At 48.5% G+C, this 26,879-nt stretch carries 7 protein-coding genes (1 of these 7 cut by a window edge); all 7 read left to right on the top strand.

Annotated features, from left to right (window positions below):
* Nucleotides 1–99: 99 nt before the first annotated feature.
* Entirely contained in the window at nt 100–972 is an 873-nt protein-coding gene (locus ACEN8J_RS10245; RefSeq protein WP_495594465.1) for a LysR family transcriptional regulator, read from the top strand.
* Between the two features lie 380 nt (nt 973–1,352).
* Complete coding sequence (locus ACEN8J_RS10240; protein WP_029518461.1) at nt 1,353–2,375, top strand: NADH:flavin oxidoreductase/NADH oxidase; 1,023 nt, start codon at nt 1,353–1,355, stop codon at nt 2,373–2,375.
* A gap of 574 nt (nt 2,376–2,949) precedes the next feature.
* Complete coding sequence (locus ACEN8J_RS10235; protein WP_069011340.1) at nt 2,950–3,360, top strand: MarR family winged helix-turn-helix transcriptional regulator; 411 nt, start codon at nt 2,950–2,952, stop codon at nt 3,358–3,360.
* Between the two features lie 73 nt (nt 3,361–3,433).
* Nucleotides 3,434–5,197, top strand: a complete 1,764-nt coding sequence (locus ACEN8J_RS10230) for an ABC transporter ATP-binding protein (RefSeq protein WP_039275165.1) — start codon at nt 3,434–3,436, stop codon at nt 5,195–5,197.
* Nucleotides 5,190–7,046 carry an ABC transporter ATP-binding protein gene (locus ACEN8J_RS10225; protein WP_495594464.1) on the top strand — a complete coding sequence of 619 codons (1,857 nt, stop codon included), beginning with the start codon at nt 5,190–5,192 and terminating at the stop codon, nt 7,044–7,046. Before ACEN8J_RS10230 ends, ACEN8J_RS10225 begins: the two co-directional genes overlap by 8 nt.
* Nucleotides 7,047–7,167: 121 nt before the next feature.
* On the top strand, nt 7,168–7,476 hold the full coding sequence (locus ACEN8J_RS10220; protein WP_039275163.1) for a hypothetical protein: 309 nt from the start codon (nt 7,168–7,170) through the stop codon (nt 7,474–7,476).
* A gap of 2,025 nt (nt 7,477–9,501) precedes the next feature.
* Nucleotides 9,502–26,879, top strand: partial view of a non-ribosomal peptide synthase/polyketide synthase gene (locus tag ACEN8J_RS10215; RefSeq protein ID WP_495594463.1) — the start only. It continues 24,808 nt past the right edge of the window; the window shows 17,378 of its 42,186 coding nt (coding positions 1–17,378); its start codon is at nt 9,502–9,504; its stop codon lies beyond the right edge, outside the window.

Here is a 26,879-nt window from a genome sequence, read left to right as displayed (position 1 = left end):
CTTCCCGTTGAATTAAATCTAATGTAACATAGGAGACAGCATCGGAGTTATCTATAATAAGCGATGATTCTAATCAAAATTTTTGATGGGGTGGCCAGAATGGATTTCATTTATCTTCAGACATTTCGGGAAGTTGCTATTCGTGAAAGCTTTACGAGAGCAGCAGAAGTGCTCGGTTACGCACAATCCAGCGTCACGACCCAGATTCAGAAGCTGGAGAAAACGTATCAAGTCAAATTGTTCGAACGCTACAGCAACAACAAGATTCGTCTTACCTCTGCCGGGGAAGAACTGTTCAAGCTTGCTGGACAAATGCTGGAGCTTTTCGAGCAATCGAAAGAAAAATTGGCCAAGCAGGGCGGGGGCTCTATGACGATCGGTACTATGGATTCCATCGCTTCGTATTTTCTGCCGCCGTTTATGCAGGCGACTCGCAAAGAATACCCTGATTTGAACATACGATTGCATACGGATCGCGAAGAGATGATTTTGCACCAGGTCAGGGAAGGGGATGCCGATGTTGGACTGATCCTCGCGGACGATTCAAGCAATCCGGCCTTGCAGTGGATTACGATTCGAGAAGAACCGCTTGTGCTGATTGTCCATCCGAACCATCCGCTTATCGCTAAAGAGCGAATCGGCCTGGATGATCTGGTGGATGCGGAGTGGATTATGCCCGAGCATACGTGCAACTACAGACAACTGCTGGAGAGAGTGCTTCGAGCAAATGGAATCACCTATCGCGTAAGCCTGGAGCTGGGTAATCCGGAAGCGATCAAACGGAGCATCAAGACTGGAGAGGGTATATCCATACTACCTCTAATGGCTGCGCTGGAGGAGATTGAACGGGAAGAGCTGAAGGTGTTACCCTTTGAGCATGCCGAACTCAAGCTGGAAATTCAGCTTGTTCTTCATCCCAAGAAGTGGGTGTCCAACGCATTGAGCTTTTTTATGGAGAGCATGAGAATGTAGATTTTCCTCCACATCAAAAATTAATATACAGTACGAGCGCTTCCTAGTGGAAACCAGAAGCGCTCACAGTTTATTCAAATCATCCACGTATTTTTTTGAAAAATAAGCAATCAAAATGTGCATTAATTAATTTGAAAAGCGGGATCACTATGAAGAATAGCGTATGGCTCCCATGACTACGTGGTCAGGCAATGCCGGTTTTACGATATAGACGAAGAAGTGGCTTACTACAACAAACGAGTAAATGACGTAATCTTACTTTGAAGAGTCTGAAATCATGCTTAGAGTTGACAAATGAAACAAACATGTTAGTATATATGCATGTGCATGCATTTTTTTGTTGTATTTCCTAATATAACTCAGAGAGGAGTCTTTCTCACATGAAAGATTTATTTAGTCCCTATACAATTAAAGGTTTGGAATTGAAAAATCGCGTAGTTATGCCTCCAATGTGCCAATACTCGGTTGACCAAAAGGACGGGGTTGCCACAGATTGGCATTATATGCACTACGTTAGCCGTGCAGTAGGCGGAGCTGGTTTTATCATAATTGAAATGACAGATGTAGAGCCGGATGGTCGTATCTCCGATTTTGATCTTGGTTTATGGTCAGATGAGCAGATTCCTGCTCTCAAACGGATTGTAGATGCTTGTCATAGCTACGGTGCCAAAGTGGGAATCCAGATCGCGCATGCCGGACGCAAGGCGGAAGATGCTGAAGTTCCTGTAGCACCATCTGCTATTGCATTTGATGAAAATTCAAAACAACCTCGCGCGCTTACAACAGAAGAGGTTAAAGGCCTGGTTGAGAAATTTCGTGCTGCTGTAGCTCGCGCTGTCAAGGCTGGATTCGACAGCATTGAAATTCATGGTGCACATGGCTATTTGATTCATCAATTTCATTCGCCGCTTACGAACAAACGGGAAGATGAATATGGTAAAGAACTTACCCTTTTTGGTCGGGAAATCATCCAGGCAGCGAAGGGTGAAATGCCAGAAGATATGCCGCTCTTGATGCGTATTTCTGCCAAAGAATACGTAGAAGGTGGATATGGTATTAAGGAAACCATTGCTTTTGCCAAGGAATATCAAAAGGCAGGAGTAGATATGTTTGATATTTCATCTGGTGGTGAGGGACCTATAGCTGCATGGGGCAGACCAGGAACTCACGCAGCGTATCAAGTCCCCTTAGCAAAAGAGATCAAAGAAGCTTTGGATATTCCGGTGATGGCCGTTGGAAGACTAGAAGATCCAATATTGGCGAATGCAGTTATCGGAAATGAAGAGGCCGATCTAGTTGCTGTGGGTAGAGGGATGTTGAGAAATCCTTATTGGTCACTGGAAGCCGCATCAAAATTGAAAAAAGAAACTGCAATCCCTACACAGTATACTACAGGGTTCTAAGACTGAGCTCTTGCTAATCATAATTGGCCTGTCAAAGTTAAAATGGTGGTGAACCGCTAGCTATATTTGACCAGGAAAAGATTTTAAGACCGAATGCAACGATAAAAGACTTTGAAATGGAAATGGTCGATTAAGCGAAAAAAGTACGTCCTTTAGACCTTTTGTAAAGTACTCTATCAAGGTACTCTACAGAAGGTCTAATTCAATGAACTATGCGACCACAGAGAGCATGTCAGAGGAAGATACATAAGATGAGATTCGGTTTTAGCTCTTAGGTGTTGTGATATGTGGCACTATAAGATGGTTATTCATACCATGGACGTTACAATGCAATGTAGCTTCCAATGTTAGAAGTGAAGGTTGGTAAAAGCCTTGCAAACCACTCCTCGAGTTTTTGGCATTTCCATTGAACTTTTTGTGTGGAAAATTTGGTGAAAATACAAGCTGGTTACGGAGGATTTTTTGTATTCCATATTTTCTCTAATTGACTTTGTAACCCAACATTATTATTATCTTATACTATAAGATTAATTATCTCATACTATAAGGTATTAGCGAGAAGGTGTTGTGACCATTGGATTATAAAGCATTAGCGACAGAACTATTCGAGTATATCGTCAAATCGCGGAAACCAGCATTAGAGGAACGAGGGCACTTCTCACGTGGCGAAATGGGGATTCTCATTTGTCTGAATTTCAATAAGGACGGGGTTACCTCTGGCCACTTGAGCGAATACTTGTCCGTCAGTACGGGACGAGTAGCAACGGCACTGAAGAGCCTTGAGAAGAAAGGACTAGTTGTACGGCGTACTGATGTCAATGACAAACGTAAGGTGATTGTATTCATTACGGATTCAGGTAAGCAATTTATGATTGATAGGCATAAGGAAGGAATCACATGGACCGAGAATGTTCTTCGAAAGTTAGACGAACAGGATGCCAAAGAACTGATCCGGCTCATTAAGCTTATTGTCTCTAGAAGCTGAATTTCTATGCAGACGCAGGAGCACCATACTTCACCAGACATCAAAGACTATCAGATAAAAGGAGAGCAACGGAATGCTAAAGATATTCAAATATCTCAAAAAAAATGAATGGATGCTCGTGCTTTGCAGCCTGGCTTTCATCGTTGTGCAGGTATGGCTTGATCTGAAGCTACCTGATTATATGGCGGAAATTACGACCAAGCTGCAAACAGAAGGAACACCTATGTCCGAACTGCTGATTCCCGGCAGTTACATGTTGTTTTGTGCCGTCGGCAGTATGATTGCATCTATTATTGTCGGCTATTTTGCGGCAAAGGTCGCGGCAGGGCTGGCCATGCGTCTGCGTGCGATGGTCTTTGACAAGGCCTTATCTTTTTCCATGGAAGAGATGAACAACTTTTCAACAGCCAGCCTTATCACCCGCTCCACGAACGATGTTACCCAAATTCAAACGGTGGTTGCGCTGGGGCTGCAGGTGATCATCAAGGCGCCGATTCTGGCCGTGTGGGCCATTGCAAAAATTGCGGATAAAAACTGGCAGTGGACCGCCTCTACAGGAGTGGCTGTGGCTGTCCTGATCCTGATGCTGAGTGTCATTGTTATTTTCGCTCTTCCGAGTTTCCAAAAAATCCAACGTCTCACCGATAATCTGAACAGAGTAACACGTGAGCATCTGACCGGGCTTCGGGTGGTGCGCGCTTATAATGCAGATCAGTATCAGGAGGAGAAGTTCGGGCAGGCTAATGCCGAATTGACGAATACAAACCTGTTTGCGAACCGGTTAATGGCAATGGTTGGCCCGGGTATGACCTTTATTATGTCGGGTCTGAGTGTCTCGATCTATTGGGTTGGCACTTACCTGATTAACGGAGCGGCCGTGCCGGACCGCATTACGCTATTCTCTAATATGGTCGTATTCTCCTCTTATGCGGTGCAGGTGGTCATGGCCTTTATGATGGTAAGTATGATTTTCTTCCTGATGCCTCGAGCTTCGATTTCTGCCAAACGGATCATGGAGGTTTTGAATACCGAATCCAGTATCGTTAACGGGCATGAGACGACTGGAGAAGAAAGCGTTATGGGGCAAGTGGAATTCCGTAATGTCAGCTTCAAATATCCGGACGCGGAGGAGGCCGTGCTTCGCAATATTAGCTTTACGGCGAAACGAGGCGAGACGGTTGCCTTTATTGGCGCTACAGGCAGCGGCAAAACCAGCGTGATCAATCTAATTCCCCGCTTCTATGATGTGACCGAGGGAGAGGTACTCGTGGACGGTGTGAATGTCAGGAACTATAATCAGCAGGCACTCCATAACAAAATCGGATATGTTCCCCAGAGAGCTGTACTGTTCAACGGTACGGTGGTATCCAACGTTTCGTATGGTGTTAACGGAAGAGCAGGAGCTTCAGAGAAACTCGTCAAAGAAGCCGTTGGTATTGCTCAAGGAACGGAGTTTGTTGAAAAAATGGATGGTCAGTATCAGGGTAGAATTTCGCAAGGTGGAGCGAACGTGTCCGGTGGTCAAAAGCAACGGCTGTCGATTGCGCGTGCCATCTACCGACAGCCGGAAATTTATATTTTCGATGATTCCTTCTCGGCACTAGATTACAGAACAGATCGGATTCTGCGCTCCGCTCTCAAAAAAGAAACCGGCCACGCTACGACACTTATTGTTGGTCAGCGCATAGGCACTATCAAAGACGCTGACCGAATTATCGTGCTGGACCAGGGGGAGATTGTAGGGAGTGGCACGCATGAAGAGCTGATGACGAACTGCAGCACCTATCAGGAGATCGCATATTCGCAGCTTTCGAAGGAGGAACTCATACATGGATAAGAATGAACACACCGTCGACAGCCAGCAAATGAAAATGAATCAGCCAGGTCCAGGTCCCATGGGCAAAGGTCCCGCGGGGGGCAGGGGTGGTGGTGAAAAAGCAAATAATTTTAAAAAGACCATCAGCCAGCTTGCATCCTACAGCAAGGCCTATGTGCCTATGATTATACTCGCTATGGTACTGGCCCTGGTCGGCTCTACCCTCAACGTGATTGGCCCAGATAAGCTCAGTGATATTGCCAACCTGATTCAGGAAGGAATCGTAACCGGGATTGATGTAAGTGCTGTTCAGAAGATTGTTTTTGTATTAGCGCTTTTATATGGATTTGGTCTTATTTTTAACTATTTTCAGGGCTTCATTACAGCAACCGTCTCACAGCGTCTTACAAAGAAGATGCGAACAGAGCTGTCTCGAAAAATCGATCATATGCCTTTGAAGTATTTTGACTCTACGAGTTATGGTAATGTGCTTAGCCGCGTAACCAACGATGTCGATACCATCGGACAAACGCTAAACAACAGTCTCGGCACGCTTGTTAGTGCGCTGGCCACTTTCGTGGGAGCCTTGATTATGATGCTTTATACGAACTGGATCATGACCGTTACCGGAATTGTAGCTACGCTGATCGGCTTTAGCCTGATGAGCGTGATTATGAAGCATTCACAGAAATATTTTGTAGCACAGCAAGCGGAGCTTGGCCAGATCAACGGTCATATCGAAGAAACCTATGCTGGTCATAACGTAGTCAAGGTCTATAACGGGGAACAAGCAGCCAAGGAAGTGTTTCATGGCATTAACACCCGCTTATATACAAATGCATGGAAGTCCCAGTTCATGTCTGGTCTGATGATGCCAGTCATGATGTTCATTGGAAATTTTGGTTATGTCGCGGTCTGTGTTGTGGGAGCTTTGCTGGTCAACCAACAGACTATAACCATCGGAACTATTGTCGCCTTCATGGTGTATATTCGTCTGTTTACACAGCCCTTGTCACAGCTGGCACAGGCTGCAACCAATCTGCAATCGGCGGCCGCTGCCAGTGAACGTGTATTCGAATTTTTGGGTGAAGAAGAATTGGCGGATGAAAGTGACAAGACTATGAAGCTGGATAACGCCAAAGGGGATGTTGAATTCAAACATGTTCGTTTCGGTTATAACGAAGACCATATGATTATCAAAGACTTCTCTATGAAAGCTAAAGCTGGTCAGAAAGTCGCCATTGTCGGTCCGACAGGCGCTGGTAAGACCACGCTCGTGAATTTACTCATGCGGTTTTATGAGCTGAACGATGGAGAAATCTACATTGACGGAACTCCGATCAGCCAATTAACGCGTGAGAATATTCATGAATTATTCTGTATGGTGCTTCAGGATACCTGGCTGTTCGAAGGAACGATTCGTGACAATATCGTCTTTTCCAAAGATCATGTTACTGATGAGCAGGTAGAAGCTGCATGTAGAGCGGTGGGACTGCACAGTTTCATTAAAACACTGCCGCAGGGATATGATACAGTTCTGGATGACAAAGCCAATCTCTCTGCGGGTCAAAAGCAATTGATTACCATTGCAAGGGCGATGATTGAAGATTCACCTATGCTCATTCTGGATGAGGCCACAAGCTCGGTCGATACGCGTACGGAATTGCTGATTCAACAAGCGATGGACCAGCTGACTGTGGGGAAAACCTCCTTTGTGATTGCTCACCGACTTTCGACGATCAAGAATGCGGATCTGATTCTGGTCATGAAGGACGGTGACATTATCGAAATGGGTAACCATGAGGAATTGCTAGCAAAAGGCGGCTTCTATGCCGATCTATACAACAGTCAGTTTGAACATGCGTCCTAAAAAGTAACTGCTTGAAAGTATAATGAATATCCATATAGTTCCAACTTAATTAACATCATCATGTGGACATTATAAGGTATAAGAGTCAGAATTTCTTAATCATAATTGTGGAGGCAGATCAATGAACCAGCGTTTTCGAATCACCCGTTCCATGCAGGAAAATCCTGTGGAGCAATCCATTTCCCTGGAGGAGTGCAAAGATTACTTTGCATCCCAGCCAGACTTTTCGTATTCACGGGAGCTTATCATACAAGGTGCTGAGAGCACCATGTCGATCGAGGGAGATTTTTTCATGTGGAAGTATGCTGACGTAGAAATACCTTTTCGTCATTACATGGGGGATGTGTACGTGGCTATTTCCAATGAGGCTGTCGTGCCTAAGATGATTGAAATTGCAACAGATTTACAAGCAGATGTAGTGGATGGGTGAAGAAAGATTCTTATTGCAGCAAAGTAGGCGTAGAAGCCAAGCTCTGATTATCCGGTTCAGTTCTCGCACCAGTTTGAATCGGTTAATGTGGACAGCCGCGGGAATCCCTTGTCATCTAAAAGACGTGATATACGATTGCTTGTCTGGATATCTGGTGAGTGGTTGCAAAGGATTTGTTCCATGTCTGATCACAGGGCAGAAGCTCAATCGGTTGTGATGAGCTCGGCAACAAAAACGATTCGATTCGTACACAGTATACATCACACAACAAATGTTTCTGGTACGTTCGCTGTGGCAGTATTCACTTCATTCTTAAGGGTCAAGTCGCCAAAACATAAAAATAGCAAGTCTCTTGCAACATGGAGGCTTGCTATTTTTATGTTTTCGGTTCATTGAATTTTGCGAAAAAAATAGTTCCATAGTTATGATTTTTCTAAAAATTTATACTTTTAAAGGAAGATCAAAACGTTTCTATTAAATAAAAAGCAAAGTTTCTAGCTAAAATTAGAGAAAAATTTAATCTGAAATGAAATTTCAGAAGAAAATTAAAGAAAATTTTGCATGTGAATTAGTTCAAAAGAGCTATGAAAAGTCACTATATATTTAAAAAATGAAGAGTTATTAATTTTGAATCACTTCAGCTTGATGTGAATAAATTCCATTATATAGGTGATTAAAGAATATTGCTGAAAAAGTTGAAATTTGTCGGATGATGTCAGAATTGATTTGTTACATTTGTGTTAATGATGTGTAACGTAAAATTTGTTTTGATACAAGGGTTTTGGACTTTTTTGCAAGTCTACGTCATTTTGATTTTATCAATTTATAAAATCAAAAATTTTGTCTTAAATCACGTTAACGGGTCATGATCGGTATTCAATTTAATAAAAAAGTGAAATTCTTGTATTTGAAGATATAAAAATAATAGAATAATATGGGTTATTTATGGATTTCATGAAATCTATCAATTTGGAACTTTTGTCCCATGCTAATCGGTTTTAAAGTTTGTATATTTAAAATAGCTAGAAAGTATTGGGAGGAAAAAAGGGATATAAGGATTTATTGTGAAATTTTGGGCAATAAGAGGATTTGAGAAATTTATATGGCGACTCCGATCATGTCTTAGTTTTTAAAAATCGTGATCTATCTGACTGAGAAGATCCAGTTATTTTCGCCCGATATGAGGACTTTGCTTAATGGCTTGCAGAACATAGAAGTTGTTCAACAGAAGCTCCATGGACATCAAGCAGGACAACATGCCCTCACTGCTTCCCGAAATGGCTTCATAAGTACATAAGCTGTTCTCTTTTTTAGACAATGTATGGGGGCACTGATTGTAATTGAAACAGCATGGCAGTTGTATAGGCCAAACTGTAAGATTCCCTGTCCATAGCATCATATCCAGTAAATCCGTCCCACATCTCCCGTATTGCAAAAGACAACTTCATTATTTTTAAGGTATGTGAAACGTATCCTTAGCAGCCTGGGAACCCCGTTGGCCCGTCCGATGACCATCATTTTTCATCCATGTACAAAATCAGGAAGTCATAAGCGCAGTCGTGAATCACGCTCCTAACCACGCTGCAGCAGCTCATGTATCTCACAGCATCGATACCCTCCAGCCAAGATTCGACAGCACACATCATGATACACTACGTTGTTAATATTGTGGCAACCATTCTACAACCCACCACCAAGATGTACTCTCAGCATAATTCAAAAATATTCTCATTCCATGCACATTTTCATACATCCAGAGTCAGAGTTATTTGCTATGTCCGCACAACTAAAAAAGCTTGCACTGCGAAAGTGTGAGCGATGAAAAAGAAGATGCGCTTGTTTCGATTCAAATTCAGCTCTTTGAAGGCACCCATATCTCAATGGTATATCAGGAGTGATCGCTTTTGCCGACTACCATTGGCAATTTAATGCCGGAGAAAAGACACGCATGACTAGTTCCTTGACAAGGGCGGTCATTTATGAGGAGTTACTTTACCCCTATCTATTTCGCGAGGAGAGATACGTATGACTCAGCACAATGTTCAACTGTTTGCATTAAGCCAACCACAGCAACGTATTTGGTACACGGAGCTTGTGTATCCCAATCGCAACACGTCCACGATTATTACCACTGTTAAAATCAAGGGAACGGTTCGAATAAATGCATTGCAGCAGGCAATGAACCGGGTGATTGCACAAAACGATTCTTTTCGTATCAAAATCACGGCTCGGGATGGCATCCCCTATCAATATGTGGAACCGTTTGCTGCTCAAAGCATAGAAACGCTTCAGGTTACCCCGGAGGAAGCTGAGCTATGGGTCAGCCATCACAACGCACAGCCGTTCCCCTTACTGGATTCGCAGCTGTATCGGTTTACTATTTTGCAGCTGGGGGCAGAAGACACCTGGTTTAGTTTCAAGATGCATCATATTATTTCGGATGGCGTTACCATGGAGCAGGCCATTAATGAAATTACGGGGAATTATATGAATATTGTGCATGGTACAGGTTCAGATGCGCCGGCCCCAGCGAACTCATATCTCGATTTTATTCAGACGGAGCAAAGCTATGAGCAATCGGACCGCTATCAAAAGGATAAGATGTACTGGACGGAGAAATTTGCCAATTTGCCGGAGGTTACAGGTTTAAAATCGTACAATCCGCTCACAGTAAGCACGGCTGCACGCCGGGAGACCTATACACTGGAGCACGAATTATATCGTGGTGTCACGGCTTTTTGCGAGGCGCATAACATCAGTATTTTTACATTTTTCCTGGCTGCTCTGTATATTTATTTACATAAAACGACAGGTGAACAAGATTTAACGGTTGGTACATTGTATGCTAACCGTACGTTGAAGAAGGAAAAAAATACAATGGGCATGTTCGTCAGCACTGTGGCTACACGTTTGCAAGTTGAGCCGGAATCCGAGCTGCTTACTTTCCTACAGGGTGTTGGCAAGGAGCAGTCGTCCATTTTGCGGCATCAGCGTTATCCGTATAACAAAATCATACAGGATTTGCGTGAACAACAAAGCGGCACGGATATTGGCCGCCTGTTTGGCGTTACCATTCAGTACCGTACGCTGAGCTTCTCTCGTTTTGATGAAGCTGTTCAGCAGGTGCATACCGATTTCTGCGGAGATACAGTGAGTGACTTTGATATTGCCATGATTGATATGCTGGATGACGATAAACTTGTATTGCAACTGGATTATCGGACCGAGCTGTTCAGCGAGCAGGAAATCGCCCGAATTATTCGTCAATTCTTGAGTGTGGTTGAGCATATGGTGAAAGGGCCACAGCAGCGGATTCAGGAGTTGTCACTGATGAGTGACAAAGAGCGGGCACAAATTATGAATGTATTTAATGCGACCACAGTTCCCTTTCCAGACGATGTGGGGATTCATGAGTTATTCGAGAAACAGGCAGAATGCACACCAGATCAGACAGCGGTTATGTTTGGAAGTCAGAGTCTGACTTATCGGGAACTGAATGAACGGTCGAACTCATTGGCACGAATGCTTCAAGCACAGGGAGTAGGACCTGACAAGCTGGTCGGCCTGATGATGCAGCGCTCCGTGGAAATGATCGTAGGCCTGCTGGCTGTTCTAAAAGCAGGCGGTGCTTATGTGCCGATCGATCCTGAATTTCCGTCATCTCGTATTCAATACATGCTGGAAGACAGCAAGGCTGCAGTGCTTCTGACCAGTCGTGATCTGTTGGAAGAGCATCATTGCAATGCCAATGCAATATTTCTTGAGGATGCAGCATTGTATCAGGGAGAAAGCAACAACCTGGAGACGATTGCTCGCCCAGAGCATTTGGCTTACGTCATCTATACCTCTGGATCGACCGGAAATCCAAAAGGAGTTATGCTCCAGCATCGTTCGGTACTGAACTTTATTACCGGGATGCATGAAATCATTGACTTTGAAGCTGGCAAAACCATTTTGTCACTCACGACCATTTCATTCGATATTTTCGTCTTGGAAACCATCTTGCCACTGTTGGCCGGAATGACGGTTGTGCTTGGCGACCATCAGCATCAGGTGGACCCTCAGGCGCTGGGTGAGTTGATTGCTCATCATTCTATAGACATGTTGCAAATGACACCATCCCGGCTACAGATGCTGCTGGATCATGAAGCTGGTTCCCACGCGCTGCGAGGCGTGAAGGAAATCATGGTGGGAGGTGAAGCCCTTCCGTCCAAGCTGCTCGCAGCACTGCAAGAAATAAATGGTCCCCGTATTTATAACATGTACGGACCTACAGAAACGACGGTTTGGTCGACCGTACAGGAACTGACTCATGCTCAAGAAATTAATATAGGACGTCCGATCGCGAATACCCAAATCTATATCATGAATGCGAGCGGGGAATTGCAGCCAGTCGGTATGCCGGGCGAGTTATGTATTGCGGGGGAAGGATTGGCCCGTGGGTATTGGAATCTCGAAGATCTGACGGCAGAGAAATTTGTGGAAAATCCGTTTGCCGGAGGCAAAGAGGGCTATGAACGGATGTACCGTACAGGCGATTTGGCGAGATGGACACTGGATGGCAATATTGAATATTTGGGACGAATGGATCACCAGGTTAAAATCCGTGGCTACCGGATCGAACTGGGCGAGATCGAATCGCAGCTATTGCAGGTGGAGTCGGTACGAGAAGCGGCTGTCGTGGCCCGTGCGGACGAAACAACGGGTCAAAAACAAATGGTGGCGTACTATGTGGCCAGTCAAGAAATGGAAGCCAGTGAACTGAGAAGTGAGCTGGGGCGGGAGCTACCAAGCTATATGGTGCCGTCGTATTTCATTCAGTTAGAGCAGATGCCGTTGACACCGAACGGTAAAATCGACCGCAAGTCCCTGCCAGCACCGGAAGGCAGTCAGCAAAGCGGAGCGGAATATGAAGCGCCCCATACCGCGCCGGAACGGGTACTCGTGGCGATCTGGCAGTCTGCCTTGGGCGTACCAACTGTAGGTATTTTGGACAATTTCTTTGATCTGGGCGGCGATTCCATCAAGGCGATTCAAATCGTATCCCGTGCGTTCCAGGCAGGCTACAAGCTGGATATGAAGGATCTGCTTCGCTGTCCAACCATCGCAGCATTGGCACCGTTTATGGTAAGTCGTATGGCAGATCAGGGAGAAGTGAGCGGGGAAACGGCATTGCTTCCGATCCATCATTGGTTCTTTGAACAGGAGCATGTAGACGCGCATCACTTTAATCAGGCGGTTATGCTGCACCGGGAGCAGGGCTTTGACGAAGCTGCTTTGCATCAGGCGCTAATCCAGTTGACCGAGCATCACGATGCACTACGGATGGTATTCAGGAAGACCGAGCAAGGCTACCAAGCGTGGAACCGCGGAATACAGGAAGGCGAGCTGTATCTTCTGGACGTGCTAGACTTTAGGGCTTTGACGGATGAAGCCATTCTGAGCGCGACGATTGAGGCGAAAGCAACTGAAATTCAAAACAAAATGAATCTATCCGAAGGACCGCTGGTAAAGCTGGGTCTGTTCCGTTGCAACGATGGAGACCATTTGCTGGTGGCGATCCACCATTTGGTGGTCGACAGCGTATCATGGCGTATTTTGCTGGAGGATCTGGCATCCGGCTATGAGCAGGCTTTACGGGGCGAGTCTGTCCGCTTGCCGAATAAGACGGATTCTTTCCGCCTGTGGGCAGATCAGCTGTCCGCTTATGCGAACAGCGCCGCGTTGGAGAAGGAACGTGCGTATTGGGGGCAGGTGGAGGAAGCAGGGAAGAGTCTGGCATCCTTGCCTATGGATTACACTCATAAATCTCAGGCCAAGCGACAGCATCAGGATGATCGAACACTGACCGTAGCGTGGACGGTCGAAGAAACGGAACAATTCTTGAAACAAGCTCATCGGGCCTACAATACAGAAGCAAACGACCTGCTGCTGACAGCTCTGGGCACTGCGATTTATGAGTGGGCAGGCATCCGTCAGGTGCTTGTAAATCTGGAGGGTCACGGACGGGAAGCGATTTTGCCGGATATGGATATTACGCGCACGGTCGGTTGGTTTACCAGCCAATTCCCGGTTGTACTTGATATGGGCGAGGACCGGAATGTAGGACGGCGTGTCAAGAACGTCAAAGAAGGGCTGCGCCGTTTGCCGCATAAAGGGATTGGATACGGGATTTTGAGATATCTTGCTAGCGGTGAAGGAGAAGCAGCTTTTGTTGCCGAGCCAGAAATCAGCTTTAACTATCTCGGACAATTCGATCAGGATTTAAAGAATAATGCCTTTCGCATGTCTCTTTATTCCATCGGAGCTTCCATGAGTGACACGTTGACCAAGCGGTATGCTCTGGATATCAACGGCATGATCACGGACGGTGCACTGGAACTGACGATCAGCTACAGCAACAAAATGTTTATGAAAAAATCAATCAAAAAGCTGGCTGATCTGTTGCAGGAGGGCTTACGTGAGGTATTGGCTCACTGTGTGGATAAAGAGTTGCCAGAGCTGACGCCAAGCGACTTGTCCTTCCAAGGACTGACGGCTGGAGAGCTGGATCATATTGTAGAGCAGACGGCTAATGCGGGAGAACTGGAAAACATTTATTCGCTCACACCCATGCAAAAAGGCATTCTGTTCCACGGCTTAATGGAGCCGCAATCTGGGGCGTACTTTGAGCAGGCGACATTTGATCTGCAAGGCAGCTTTCAAGTGGAGGCTTTTGCCGAAAGCCTAAATCAGCTGGTGGATCGCCATCAAATATTCAGAACGAATTTTTATAGCGGATGGAATGAGCAGCCTTTACAGGTGGTGTACCGTCACAAGCACGCCGGGTTCCGTTTTGAAGATGTACGTTCGATGGAACAAGGTGAGCAGGACGCATATATTGCTGATTTTGCTGAGCGCGACAAAGCCGAAGGCTTTCATTTCAGCTCAGGCGAGCTGATGCGGGTGTCTATTTTACGTACAGGCGAGGAGTCGTATCGTTTTGTGTGGAGCTTCCATCATATTTTGATGGACGGTTGGTGCTTGTTCCTTGTTGTAGGGGAAGCATTTAATACGTACTTTGCCATCCTCGAAGACCGCAAGCCGGAGCTCGCTCCGGTAACACCATACAGCGAATACATTGAATGGCTGGATCGGCAGGACAACGTGGAGGCTGAACGGTTCTGGAGTGATTATTTTGCTGGCTTTGAGCAGCAAACAGTGCTGCCTCAGGCGAAGCAACTGGACGGTCACGCCAAGGGATATGAAGGGGATAAGCTTTCGTTTACACTGGGCCACGAAGTGACCAAGCAGATGAACAAGCTGGTCAAGCAGCAGCAGGTAACGGTTAATACACTGCTACAAGCGGCGTGGGGCGTTGTGCTGCAACGGTATAACAACAGTCGGGATGTTGTATTTGGCAGTGTCGTATCCGGCAGATCAGCGGATATTCCGGGCATCGATAAAATGATTGGTTTGTTCATTAATACGGTTCCTGTACGGATTCACAGTGAGAAAGATATTACGTTTGCTGCGTTAATGAAGCAGATACAGGAGCAGGCACTGGCTTCCCGTGCCTATGAAACCTATCCGTTGTATGAAATTCAGGCCCTGACTGAGCAGAAACAGGACCTGGTGAACCATATTATGGTGTTTGAAAACTACCCGGTGGAACAGCGTATGGAGCACATGGGGAGCCGTGACACGAACGGTTTTACGATTGTTAATGCTTCAATGTCAGAGCAAACGAATTATGATTTTAACATTACGGTTGTGCCAGGCGATGAAATAGACATTCATTTGGAATTCAACGCGCTGGTGTTTGAACGTGCAGCTGTCGAGCAAATCCGCGAGCATTTGCTGCATATGATTGAAGAAGCGATTAACAGACCAGATGCGCTGGTAGATGAGTTGGAGCTGGTGACTGCTGCGGAAAAAGCAAAAATCATCGATGGTTTTGGATCAGTAGGCGTATCTGCATGGAGTGACGAAAAAGAATCTGAATTGTTGTTCCATGCCTATGTGGAAGAACAAGCGCAGCTTGTGCCGGATCACGTGGCAGTGGTATACGAGGAGCGGCAGCTTACGTATCGCGAGCTGAACGAGCGTGCGAACCAGCTTGCCCGCCGATTGCGGATTGAGGGCATTGGGCGCGAATCCATTGTTGGTATTTTGAGCGAGCGCTCGGTGGACATGATGGTCGGCGTATTGGCGGTGTGGAAAGCCGGAGGTGCATATGTACCGTTAGATGCAGATTATCCGTCCGAACGGATCCGCTTTATGCTCGAGGACAGCGGTGCGACAGTGCTGCTAACGCAAACAGGTTTGCAGGAGCGCGCGCAGGCATGGCTGGAGGAAAGCCGACAGGCCTTGGTCGGAGGGCAGTCTGAGGGCGAGTTGGAAATAGCGGCTGGCGCTGAAACGATGGAAAGAGGCAGCCTGAGTGAAGGCGTAAGTTTTAAATTAGATTCGAGTTCTGACAACGAAGAAGCATCCGAACCGGCAACAGGGCTGCGTCTGCGTACTGTATTGGCGCTGGACGATGAGTCGTTGTACACCGGAGATGCCACGGATGTGGAACATATCAACGAGCCGCAGGATCTGGCATATGTGATCTACACGTCCGGTACAACGGGACGTCCGAAGGGTGTCATGATCGAGCATCACAGTTTGGTAAACACAGCTGTGGCATACCGACGGGATTACCGTTTGAACCAGTTCCCGGTACGGCTGCTGCAACTGGCAAGCTTCTCCTTCGACGTGTTCGTCGGCGATATCGCGCGGGCGCTCTATAACGGTGGCACGATGGTCATCTGCCCGAAAGACGACCGCATTGATCCAAGCCGTCTGTATGGCTGGATTCACGATTATCAGATTACGGTGTTCGAATCCACACCGGCTTTAATCGTACCGTTTATGCAGCATGTGCATGAACAGGGCCTTGACATGAGCAGTCTGGAACTGCTGATCACCAGCTCGGATAGCTGCAGCGTGACGGATTATCGGGTGCTGCAAGAACGGTTTGGCGCAGATATTCGCATTATGAACAGCTATGGCGTCACGGAAGCGGCGATTGACTCCAGCTTCTACGACGAAGAACTGTCAAAGCTGCCAAGTAGCGGCAGTGTGCCGATTGGTCAGGCATGGCTGAACGCACGCTTCTACATCGTGGACAGCCAGCTGAATCCGGTGCCGATCGGCGTACTGGGCGAGCTGTGCATTGGCGGTGCTGGCGTGGCACGAGGCTACCTGAACCGTGCAGACCTGACGGCCGAGAAGTTCGTAGCGAATCCGTATGTAGCCGGTGAACGATTGTATCGCACAGGTGACCTGGCGCGGTGGATGCCAGACGGCAATGTGGACTTTATCGGCCGGATGGACTATCAGGTCAAAATCCGGGGCTACCGGATTGAGCTGGGCGAGATTGAAACGGCAATCCAGCGGGTGCCGGGTGTGCGTCAAGCGGTAGTCATCGACCGGACGGATGAGCGTGGACACAAGTACTTGTGCGGATACATCACAGGAGAAACCGAGCTGCGGATCGAGGAAGTACAGGCCGAGCTAGAAGCAGGACTGCCAGCACATATGGTACCTGCACGTTTGATGCGTCTGGAGACCTTGCCACTGACCCACAATGGAAAAATCGACCGTAAGGCCTTGCCGGAGCCCGAAGGAAGCATCCATACCGGCGCAGCCTATGTGGCTCCACGTACTGCGGTAGAACAGGTATTAGCTTCAGTGTGGGCGGGAGTGCTTGGTGTCGAAACGGTAGGCACGCAGGATAACTTCTTTGAACTGGGTGGCGATTCGATCAAAGCACTGCAAGTATCGTCCCGCTTGCTGCAAGCAGGCTATCGACTGGAGATGAAAGACCTGTTCAGCAATCCGACAGTAGCGGCACTCAGTCCGTTGCTTCGTACAGATGGCAAGATGGCCAGTCAGGAAGAAGCAGTAGGCAAGGTAGATCTGACACCCATTCAGCGATGGTTCTTCGAGCAGCAGCCTGCTGATCTGCACCACAGCAATCAGGCGATGATGCTGTACCGAGCTGGGCGCTTTGACGTCGACGCGCTACGCCGTACAATGGACCGTATTGTCCAGCATCATGACGCATTGCGCACGGTATTCCGTGAGAGGGAGCAGGGCTATGCCGCTTGGAACCGCAGTGTAGAGGAAGGCGAGCTATACACACTGGACATCGTAGATTTTAGAGGAATGGAGAACGAATCTGCCGCTGTCGAAGCCAAGGCGAGTGAAGTTCAAGCAGGCATTCATTTGAGCGAGGGTCCGCTTGTGAAGCTCGGTCTGTTCCACTGCGCTGAGGGCGACCATTTATTAATGGTCATTCATCATTTGGTTGTGGACGGCGTATCGTGGCGTATTTTGCTGGAGGACTTGGCATCCGGTTATGAGCAGGCTGTTGCAGGTAAAACAGGCACAGCTATTCGACTGCCGCATAAAACAGATTCGTTCCAGGTATGGGCCAAACAACTGTCAGCCTATGCGAATCGGGCGACGATGGAGCGTGAGCTAGCCTACTGGCAGCATATCGAACAAGCAGAAGCGAGTCTGGCGAAGCCTTTGCCAAAGGATTTTGCGAATGACAATGCATTGCTTGGAGACAGTGAGGTTGTGACGGTCCGCTGGACGAAGCAGGAAACCGAGCAGTTGCTCAAACAAGCTCATCGCGCATACAACACGGAAATGAATGACCTGCTGCTGGCTGCGCTCGGAAAAGCCGTATATGACTGGTCTGGTTCTGAACGGGTGCTGGTCAACCTGGAGGGCCATGGACGGGAAGCTATTGTACCGGATGTGGATATTACGCGGACAGTCGGTTGGTTTACGAGCCAGTTCCCGGTTGTACTGGATGGAAGTCTGGGACAAGGGGGGAATACGGCTCGTCTGGTCAAACGGGTCAAGGAAGGGCTGCGTCATATTCCGCAGAAAGGCATCGGCTATGGTATTTTACGATACCTGTCGGATACGAATGTTCTGGAGAAAGCAGGCGTGCAGTTAAAGGCTCAGCCTGAGATCAGTTTTAACTATTTGGGCCAATTCGATCAGGATTATAAAGGCAATGATCTGGAGCCTTCCTCCTATTCCATCGGTGTGCCTGTCAGCACGAATGCGGCTATGGATTTTGCACTGGATATCAATGGAGTCATCGAGGATGGAGAACTGATTTTCACGATTCGCTACGGTACAACGCAATTCCGCCATGAGACGATTGCACGGCTTGGAGAGCTGCTGGCATCCAGCTTGCGTGAAGTCATTCATCATTGTGTCGCCCAAGAGAGAACGGTTTTGACCCCAAGTGATGTGCTGTTAAACCATGTAACGCTGGACGAGCTGGAGCAATTGGTGAAGGATACGCGAGATATGGGTGAACTGGAAAATGTGTATGCTTTGACACCGATGCAAAAGGGCATGCTCTTCTTCAGCCTGATGGATGAGAATTCGGCGGCGTATTTTGAGCAGGCCACCTTTGAATTGAACGGGCGTTTTGATGTGGTTACTTTCGGCAAGAGCTTGGATCTGCTCGTACAGCGTCATGAGGCATTGCGGACGAACTTTATCAGTTCATGGAAGGATGAGCCTGTACAGGTCGTTTTCCGCAACCGCAGCGGAGAGTTGTACTATGAAGACCTGCGCGGACTGAAAAAAGAAGAACGTAAAGCGCGTGTGGAAGCTTTTACCCTTGCAGATAAAGCCAAAGGATTCCGCCTGGCGGAGGACGCGCTCATTCGTATCTCGATCCTACAAACCGGGGATGAAACGTATCACTTTATTTGGAGCTTCCATCACATTTTGATGGATGGCTGGTGTTTGTCCTTTATGACACAGGAGGTATTTGGCAGCTATCTGGCACTGCGCGCGGGTCATGAGCCAGCACTGGAGCCTGTCACGCCGTTCAGTCGATTTATTGAATGGCTGGAACGTCAAGACCGTGAGGCAGCCTTGCAATACTGGCGTGGGTATCTGGCGGACTATGAGCAGCAAATTACGCTTCCACAGCAAAAAGCACAGCCGAAATCGATGCACACCGGGGAATATGTCGCTGAAGATCTGGATTGCGAATTCCAGCCAGAGTTGGTTGCGCAGATCGAACGGATGGCAAAACAAAATCAGGTCACGATCAATACGCTAATTCAAACCGTATGGGGCGTTCTGTTGCAAAAATATAACAACAGTACGGATGTCGTGTTCGGCAGCGTTGTATCCGGTCGCCCGGGGGATATTCCAGGCGTGGAACACATGATCGGGCTATTTATTAACACGATTCCAGTGCGCGTGCAGTCTGAACCAGGTGAAACCTTTGTCGAGCTGATGAAACGAACACAGCGGCAGGCGCTGGCTTCCAATGCTTACGATGCGTTCCCGCTGTATGAAATTCAAGCACTGACCGAACAGAAGCAGGATTTAATCAATCATATTATGATTTTTGAAAATTATCCGGTGGAGCAGCAGGTAGAAAAGTTAGGCAGCGATGGGCAGGATAAATTTACGATTTCGAACGTGGTGTCTACAGAGGCAACCAACTATGATCTGAACGTCGTCGTGATGCCGGGTGAAGGCATCAAGATTCGTTTTATGTATAACACGCTCAGCTTTGATCAAGCAGGCATTGAGCGTTTGTATGGACATTTTGCACGTTTGCTGGAGCAAATTTCGCTCAACCCGCATGTTCGGGTGGAAGAGCTGGAACTACTCACAGCAGCAGAAAAACAACAGATTACAGCGGCCTTTAATGATACCGCTTGTGCATTTCCGTCCCATCAGACGATCCATCAGCTGTTCGAGGAGCAGGTGGAGTGTACGCCGGATCAGGTAGCATTGGTGTTTGGACATCAGCGTCTGACGTATCGGGAGCTGAATGAACGTGCCAATTCATTGGCACGAATGCTTCGAGCACAGGGAGTAGGAACAGACAAGCTGGTCGGTCTGATGGTGCAGCGTTCCGTGGAAATGATCGTAGGTCTGCTGGCTGTGCTAAAAGCAGGCGGTGCTTATGTGCCGATTGATCCCGAATTTCCATCCTCTCGTATTGCATACATGCTGGAAGACAGCGAGGCTGCAGTGCTTCTAACCCGTCGTGATCTGGCAGAAGAACACCATTGCCATGCCAATACCCTGTTTCTTGAGGATGCCGCATTGTATCAGGGAGAGAGCAGCAACCTGGAGACGATTGCCCGCCCAGAGCATTTGGCTTATGTCATCTATACGTCGGGTTCGACTGGAAATCCGAAAGGAGTTATGCTCCAGCATCGCTCGGTCCTCAACTTTATTACTGGGATGCGCGAAGTCATTGATTTTGAAGCGAGCCAAACCATGTTGTCACTCACGACCATTTCATTCGATATTTTCGTATTGGAAACCATTCTCCCCCTGTTGGGTGGAATGACGGTTGTGCTTGGCGACAGCCAGCATCAGGTGAATCCTCAGGCGCTGGGTGAATTGATTGCTCATCATCATATTGAGATGTTGCAAATGACCCCATCCCGGTTACAAATGCTGTTGGGTCATGAAGCAGGCTCGCGCGCGCTGCAAAGCGTGAAGGCAATTATGGTCGGGGGCGAAGCCCTTCCGTCCAAGCTGCTCGCGGCACTGCAAGCAATAAACGGTCCCCGTATTTATAACATGTACGGACCTACAGAAACGACGGTGTGGTCGGCCGTGCAGGAACTGACCCATGCTCAAGAGATTAATATCGGACGTCCTATCGCGAATACCCAAATCTATATCATGAATGCGAGTGGAGAATTGCAGCCCGTCGGTGTGCCGGGCGAGTTATGTATTGCCGGGGAAGGATTGGCCCGTGGGTATTGGAAACGTGAAGAACTGACGGCCGAGAAATTTGTGATTAATCCGTTTGCTGGGGGTAAGGCAGGCCATGAGCGGATGTACCATACAGGCGATTTGGCGAGATGGACGCCGGACGGCAACATTGAATATTTGGGGCGGATGGACCATCAGGTGAAAATTCGGGGCTACCGAATCGAACTGGGCGAGATCGAATCGCAGCTGTTGCAGGTGGAGTCGGTGCAAGAAGCGGTCATCATGGCACGCACGGACGAAACGGGTCAAACACAGCTCGTGGCGTACTATGTGGCGAGTCAAGAACTGGGAGCCGGTGAGCTGAGACATGAGCTGGGACAAGAACTGCCAAGCTATATGATGCCGTCGTATTTCATCTGGTTGGAGCAGATGCCGCTGACACCGAACGGTAAAATCGACCGCAAGTCCCTGCCAGCACCGGAAGGCAATCTGCACAGCGGTGCGGATTATGTAGAGCCGCGCACTGCACCGGAACGAGCGCTTGTAGCGGTCTGGCAGTCCGTCCTGGGTGTGCCAACCGTCGGTATGTTGGACAATTTCTTTGATCTGGGTGGCGATTCGATCAAGGCGATTCAAATCGTATCGCGTGCATTCCAGGCCGGCTACAAGCTGGACATGAAGGATTTGTTCCGCTATCCCATCGTCGCAACCCTGGCATCGCATATGCATGAGGTCAGTCGTATGGCAGATCAGGGAGAAGTAAGCGGAGAAACGGCGTTGCTTCCGATCCAGCACGAGTTCTTTGCGCAGGAGCAAGTGGATGCGTATCATTTTAATCAGGCGGTTATGCTGCACCGGGAGCAGGGGTTTGACGAGTCGGCTCTGCGTCAGGCGCTTGGCAAGCTGACAAAGCATCATGATGCTTTGCGGATGGTGTTCAGCAAGACAGAACAAGGCTATCAAGCATGGAATCGCGGAATACAGGAAGGTGAGCTGTATCATCTGGATGTGGTGGACTTTACGAACTTGACGGATAAAGCCACGCTCAGCGCAGCCATTGAGGCGAAAGCCAGTGAAATTCAAAGGAGTATCCAACTGCATGAAGGGCCGCTGTTTAAAGCAGGTTTGTTCCACTGTGTAGATGGCGATCATCTCCTGATGGCGATTCACCATTTGGTCGTGGACGGGGTATCCTGGCGTATCTTGTTTGAGGATTTGGCTACTGCCTATGAACAGGCCGTTCATCAGAAAGTGCTTCAGCTGCCGGACAAAACGGATTCATTCCGTTCCTGGTCACAAAAACTTTCCGAGTATGCGAATAGCGCAGCCATGGACAGTGAACACGCCTACTGGGAACAATGGAACGCAGCTGCTTTGGCTGACCAAGTACGTTTGCCTGAGGATCAAGCGCAGGCCGAAACATTTACCTTAGCTGACACGGATACAGTGGCCTTCCAGCTTACGGAAGAAGAGACAGAAAGATTATTGAAGCAAGCACACCGTGCGTATAACACGGAAATGAACGATCTGCTTCTGACGGCTTTGGGCATGACGCTGTATACGTGGACGGGTCATGAACGCAGTCTGATTCATTTAGAGGGACACGGACGTGAGAACATTTTGCCGGATACGGACATTTCTCGTACGGTAGGCTGGTTTACGAGACCATATCCGGTATGGCTAGACATCGGTCGTGATCAGGCTTTGTCGGGATGCATCAAACAGGTAAAAGAAAGTCTGCGTCATATTCCGAATCAAGGAATGGGCTACGGAATCTGGAGATATTTGAGTGAATCCGGCCAAGCCATGGCTCAGCAAGCAGATGCACTGCATCTTGGTCAACATCAAGCTTTTGCCGAGCCACAAGTGAGCTTTAACTATCTCGGACAGCTGGATCAGGACTTGCAAAACAGCGATATTCGTATGTCTCCTTACTCGATGGGATCGGTCGTTAGTGACCGGACGAAGATGAAATATGCGCTCGATGTGAGCGGGATCGTAACGAACGGCATCCTGGAACTGGACATTCGGTATAACAGCAAAGCCTTCCGTAAGGACACCGTCCAAATGCTGGCTAATCTGTTGAAATCCAATCTGCTTGAGATTATCGAGCATTGTGTCACACGAGATCGGATCGAATTAACTCCAAGTGATGTACTGTTCAAAGGTCTGACCCTGGAGCAATTAGATACGATTAAGGAGCAGACCCAGACGGTTGGGGAATTGGAAAATGTATATCCGTTAACCCCCATGCAAAAGGGTATGCTGTTCCACAGTTTGATGAATGCAGAAACAGGCGTGTATTTTGAGCAGGCGACCTTTGATCTGGAGGGCAACTTTGCGCCATCTATATTCGAGGAAAGCTTGAAGCTGCTGGTTAGTCGACATGCGATATTACGGACGAATTTCTATAGTGGCTGGCATGGTCAACCGTTGCAGATTGTTTATCGTCATAAAAATCCGAGCTTCTTTTATGAGGATGTCAGAGGGTGTGAACAGGCTGTAGCTGAATTTGTGGCCCAGGACAAAGCTCGAGGCTTTGATTTAAGCAAGGATGCGCTTATGCGAGTAGCTGTCTTCCGCACGGGTGATCGCTCATACCGTTTTGTATGGAGCTTCCATCATATTGTGATGGACGGCTGGTGCCTGTCCCTGATGACGGACGAAGTGTTTGGTGCCTATGCTGCCTTGCTGGAGAATAAGCAGCCAGAGCTCGCACCTGTCAAGCCGTATAGTGACTATATCGAATGGTTGGAACATCAAGATGCACAGGAAGCGACCCGTTATTGGAGTGACTATTTGGCGGGTTTTGAGCAGCAAACCTTGTTGCCTGGTGAGAATACGCATGTTTCTGTGGCAGAACGAGATGACGACACAAACAGAAGCGGTCAAAGTTCAAATTCCGGCTATGTTTTGGAAAAACTGCCATTTATGTTGGGCAAAGAACGAAGTGCCGCATTAAAGCAAATAGCCAAGCAACAACATGTCACGATTAACACCTTGCTGCAAAGCGTGTGGGGCGTTATTTTACAGCAATACAATAACAATCAGGATGTTGTGTTTGGTGGTGTGGTATCCGGTCGTCCGGCAGACATTCCAGGTGTGGAGAACATGATTGGATTGTTTATCAATACCATACCGGTTCGGATTCAAAGTGAACGGAATGCTACATTTGCTGAAGTATTGCAGCGCACACAGGAACAGGCTTTGGCCTCCAGTGTCTATGATACGTTTCCGCTCTACGATATTCAGGCACGGACTGAACAAAAACAAGACCTGATTCATCACATCATGGTCTTTGAAAACTACCCGATTGGGCAGCAGATGAAGCAGATGGGCGGTTCCGGCGAGACAAAGGCACAAACAGGCTTCTCGATTGCCAATGTGGCACTTGCCGAGCAAACCAACTACGATTTTAACCTGATTGTCGTGCCTGACGAGGATATCTCTATCCTGCTTGAATACAATGCTCTGGTGTATAACCGGTCTGCTATGGAGCGTATCCAGGGCCATATCGACCATGTCATCAGGCAAATTGTGGACAATCCGAATATCCGTGTGAATGAGCTGGAATTGGTAACACCAGAAGAACAGGCACAGATCGTTCAGGTTTGGGGGGATACGGCGGTAGCCTATCCACAGGATCAGACGCTAAGTGCACTGTTCGAGCAGCAGGCCACGAACACGCCGGATCAGGTGGCAGTGTTGTGCGGATCGGAATCGTTGACCTACGCGGAGTTGAATGAGCGAGCGAACCGTTTGGCTCGGACGCTGCGTGCGGAAGGTGTTGAACCGGATCAACCAGTCGGTATTCTGGTCCGCCGTTCGCTGGAGATGATCGTAGGCATCTACGCGATCCTCAAGGCAGGCGGAGCCTATGTGCCAATCGATCCGGAATATCCGGCCGACCGCATCCGCTTTATGCTGGAGGACTCGGGCGCGAAGCTGGTGCTGACGCAATCGCATCTGGCGGAGCAAGCCTCACTGAGTTTCGACGGCCAGGTGCTGGTGCTGGATCGTCAGGAGCAGGATGGCCAAGACATTTACCACAAAGACGGTTCGAATTTGGAGCCACTGGCCGGGCCGCATCATGTAGCCTATGTCATCTATACCTCCGGCTCCACAGGAAAACCGAAGGGCGTGATGGTGGAGCATCATTCCGTGCTGAACCGGATTTTGTGGATGCATGATCGTTACGGCTTGAGTGCGGAGGATACGATCCTGCAAAAGACCGCCTTCACGTTCGACGTGTCGGTGTGGGAGCTGTTCTGGTGGTCAATGGTCGGCTCGAAGGTAAGCCTGTTGTCCGTGGGCGGGGAAAAGAACCCGGAAGAGATCGTGGACACGATTGCCCGCGATGGCGTAACCACGATGCACTTTGTACCCGCTATGCTGCATGCGTTTCTGGAGTACGTGGAGCAGCAGCCTCGGGAAGTGATGCAAGCGAAGCTGGGCACGCTGCGCCATGTCTTTGTCAGTGGTGAAGCTTTACCGCCACAGCATGTGGCCCGGTTCCAACGACTCGTGTCGAGCCTGACCGGAGCGAAGCTGATCAACCTGTATGGACCAACCGAAGCGACGGTGGACGTATCGTACTTCGATTGCGAGCCGGATGAGGAATATGCGGTGATTCCCATCGGGAAACCGATTCAGAATATTCGTCTATACATTGTGAAGGAAGGCACGGAACAAATGCAGCCGATTGGGGTTGCGGGTGAGCTGTGTATCGGCGGTGTCGGCGTAGCCCGAGGTTATCTGAACCGTCCAGAGCTGACGGCCGAGAAATTTGTGAAAGACCCGTTTGCCGGAGGGGAAGCCGGGTATGAACGGATGTATCGCACCGGCGATTTGGCGAGATGGATGCCGGACGGCAACATTGAATATCTGGGCCGGATCGACCATCAAGTCAAAATCCGGGGCTACCGGATTGAGCTGGGCGAGGTCGAATCGCAGCTGCTCCAAGTAGAATCGGTACGCGAAGCCGTCGTCATGGCTCGTGCGGATGAAACGGGACAAAAACAAATGGTGGCCTACTATGTTGCGGGGCAAGAGCTAGGAGCCAGTGAGCTGAGAAGTGAGCTGGGCCGGGAGCTGCCAAGCTATATGGTGCCATCGTACTTTGTACAGCTGGAGCAAATGCCGCTGAGTCCCAACGGCAAAATTGACCGCAAGGCCCTGCCGGCACCGGAAGGCAGCCTGCAAACTGGAGCTGATTATGCAGAGCCGCGTACCACGCCAGAACGCGCTTTGGTAGCGGTCTGGCAGTCGGTACTGGGACTACAGACGGTCGGTATTTTGGACAATTTCTTTGATCTGGGTGGCGATTCCATCAAAGCCATCCAAATCGCATCGCGTACGTTCCAGGCCGGTTATAAGCTGGACATGAAGGATTTGTTCCAGTATCCAACGGTTGCAACACTGGCACCGCATATGCATGAGGTCAGCCGTATGGCAGATCAAGGAGAAGTGAGCGGGGAAACCGCGTTGCTACCGATCCAGCATTGGTTCTTTGCGCAGGAGCGCGAGCGTCCGCAGCACTTTAATCAAGCGGTCATGCTCTATCGCGCTGAGGGCTTTAACGAGGCAGTGGTTCGGCAAGTCATGGATCACCTTGTGAAGCATCATGATGCGCTTCGTACGGTTTT

Source organism: Paenibacillus sp. Paensp38 (genome assembly GCF_059491915.1).
This window is presented reverse-complemented; position numbering and strand designations above follow the sequence as displayed.

Bases quoted from the DNA above. Each gene is read 5' to 3' on its own strand.
- ACEN8J_RS10245 (WP_495594465.1), top strand. From the start codon at position 100: ATGGATTTCATTTATCTTCAGACATTTCGGGAAGTTGCTATTCGTGAA.
- ACEN8J_RS10240 (WP_029518461.1), top strand. From the start codon at position 1,353: ATGAAAGATTTATTTAGTCCCTATACAATTAAAGGTTTGGAATTGAAA.
- ACEN8J_RS10230 (WP_039275165.1), top strand. From the start codon at position 3,434: ATGCTAAAGATATTCAAATATCTCAAAAAAAATGAATGGATGCTCGTG.
- ACEN8J_RS10225 (WP_495594464.1), top strand. From the start codon at position 5,190: ATGGATAAGAATGAACACACCGTCGACAGCCAGCAAATGAAAATGAAT.
- ACEN8J_RS10220 (WP_039275163.1), top strand. From the start codon at position 7,168: ATGAACCAGCGTTTTCGAATCACCCGTTCCATGCAGGAAAATCCTGTG.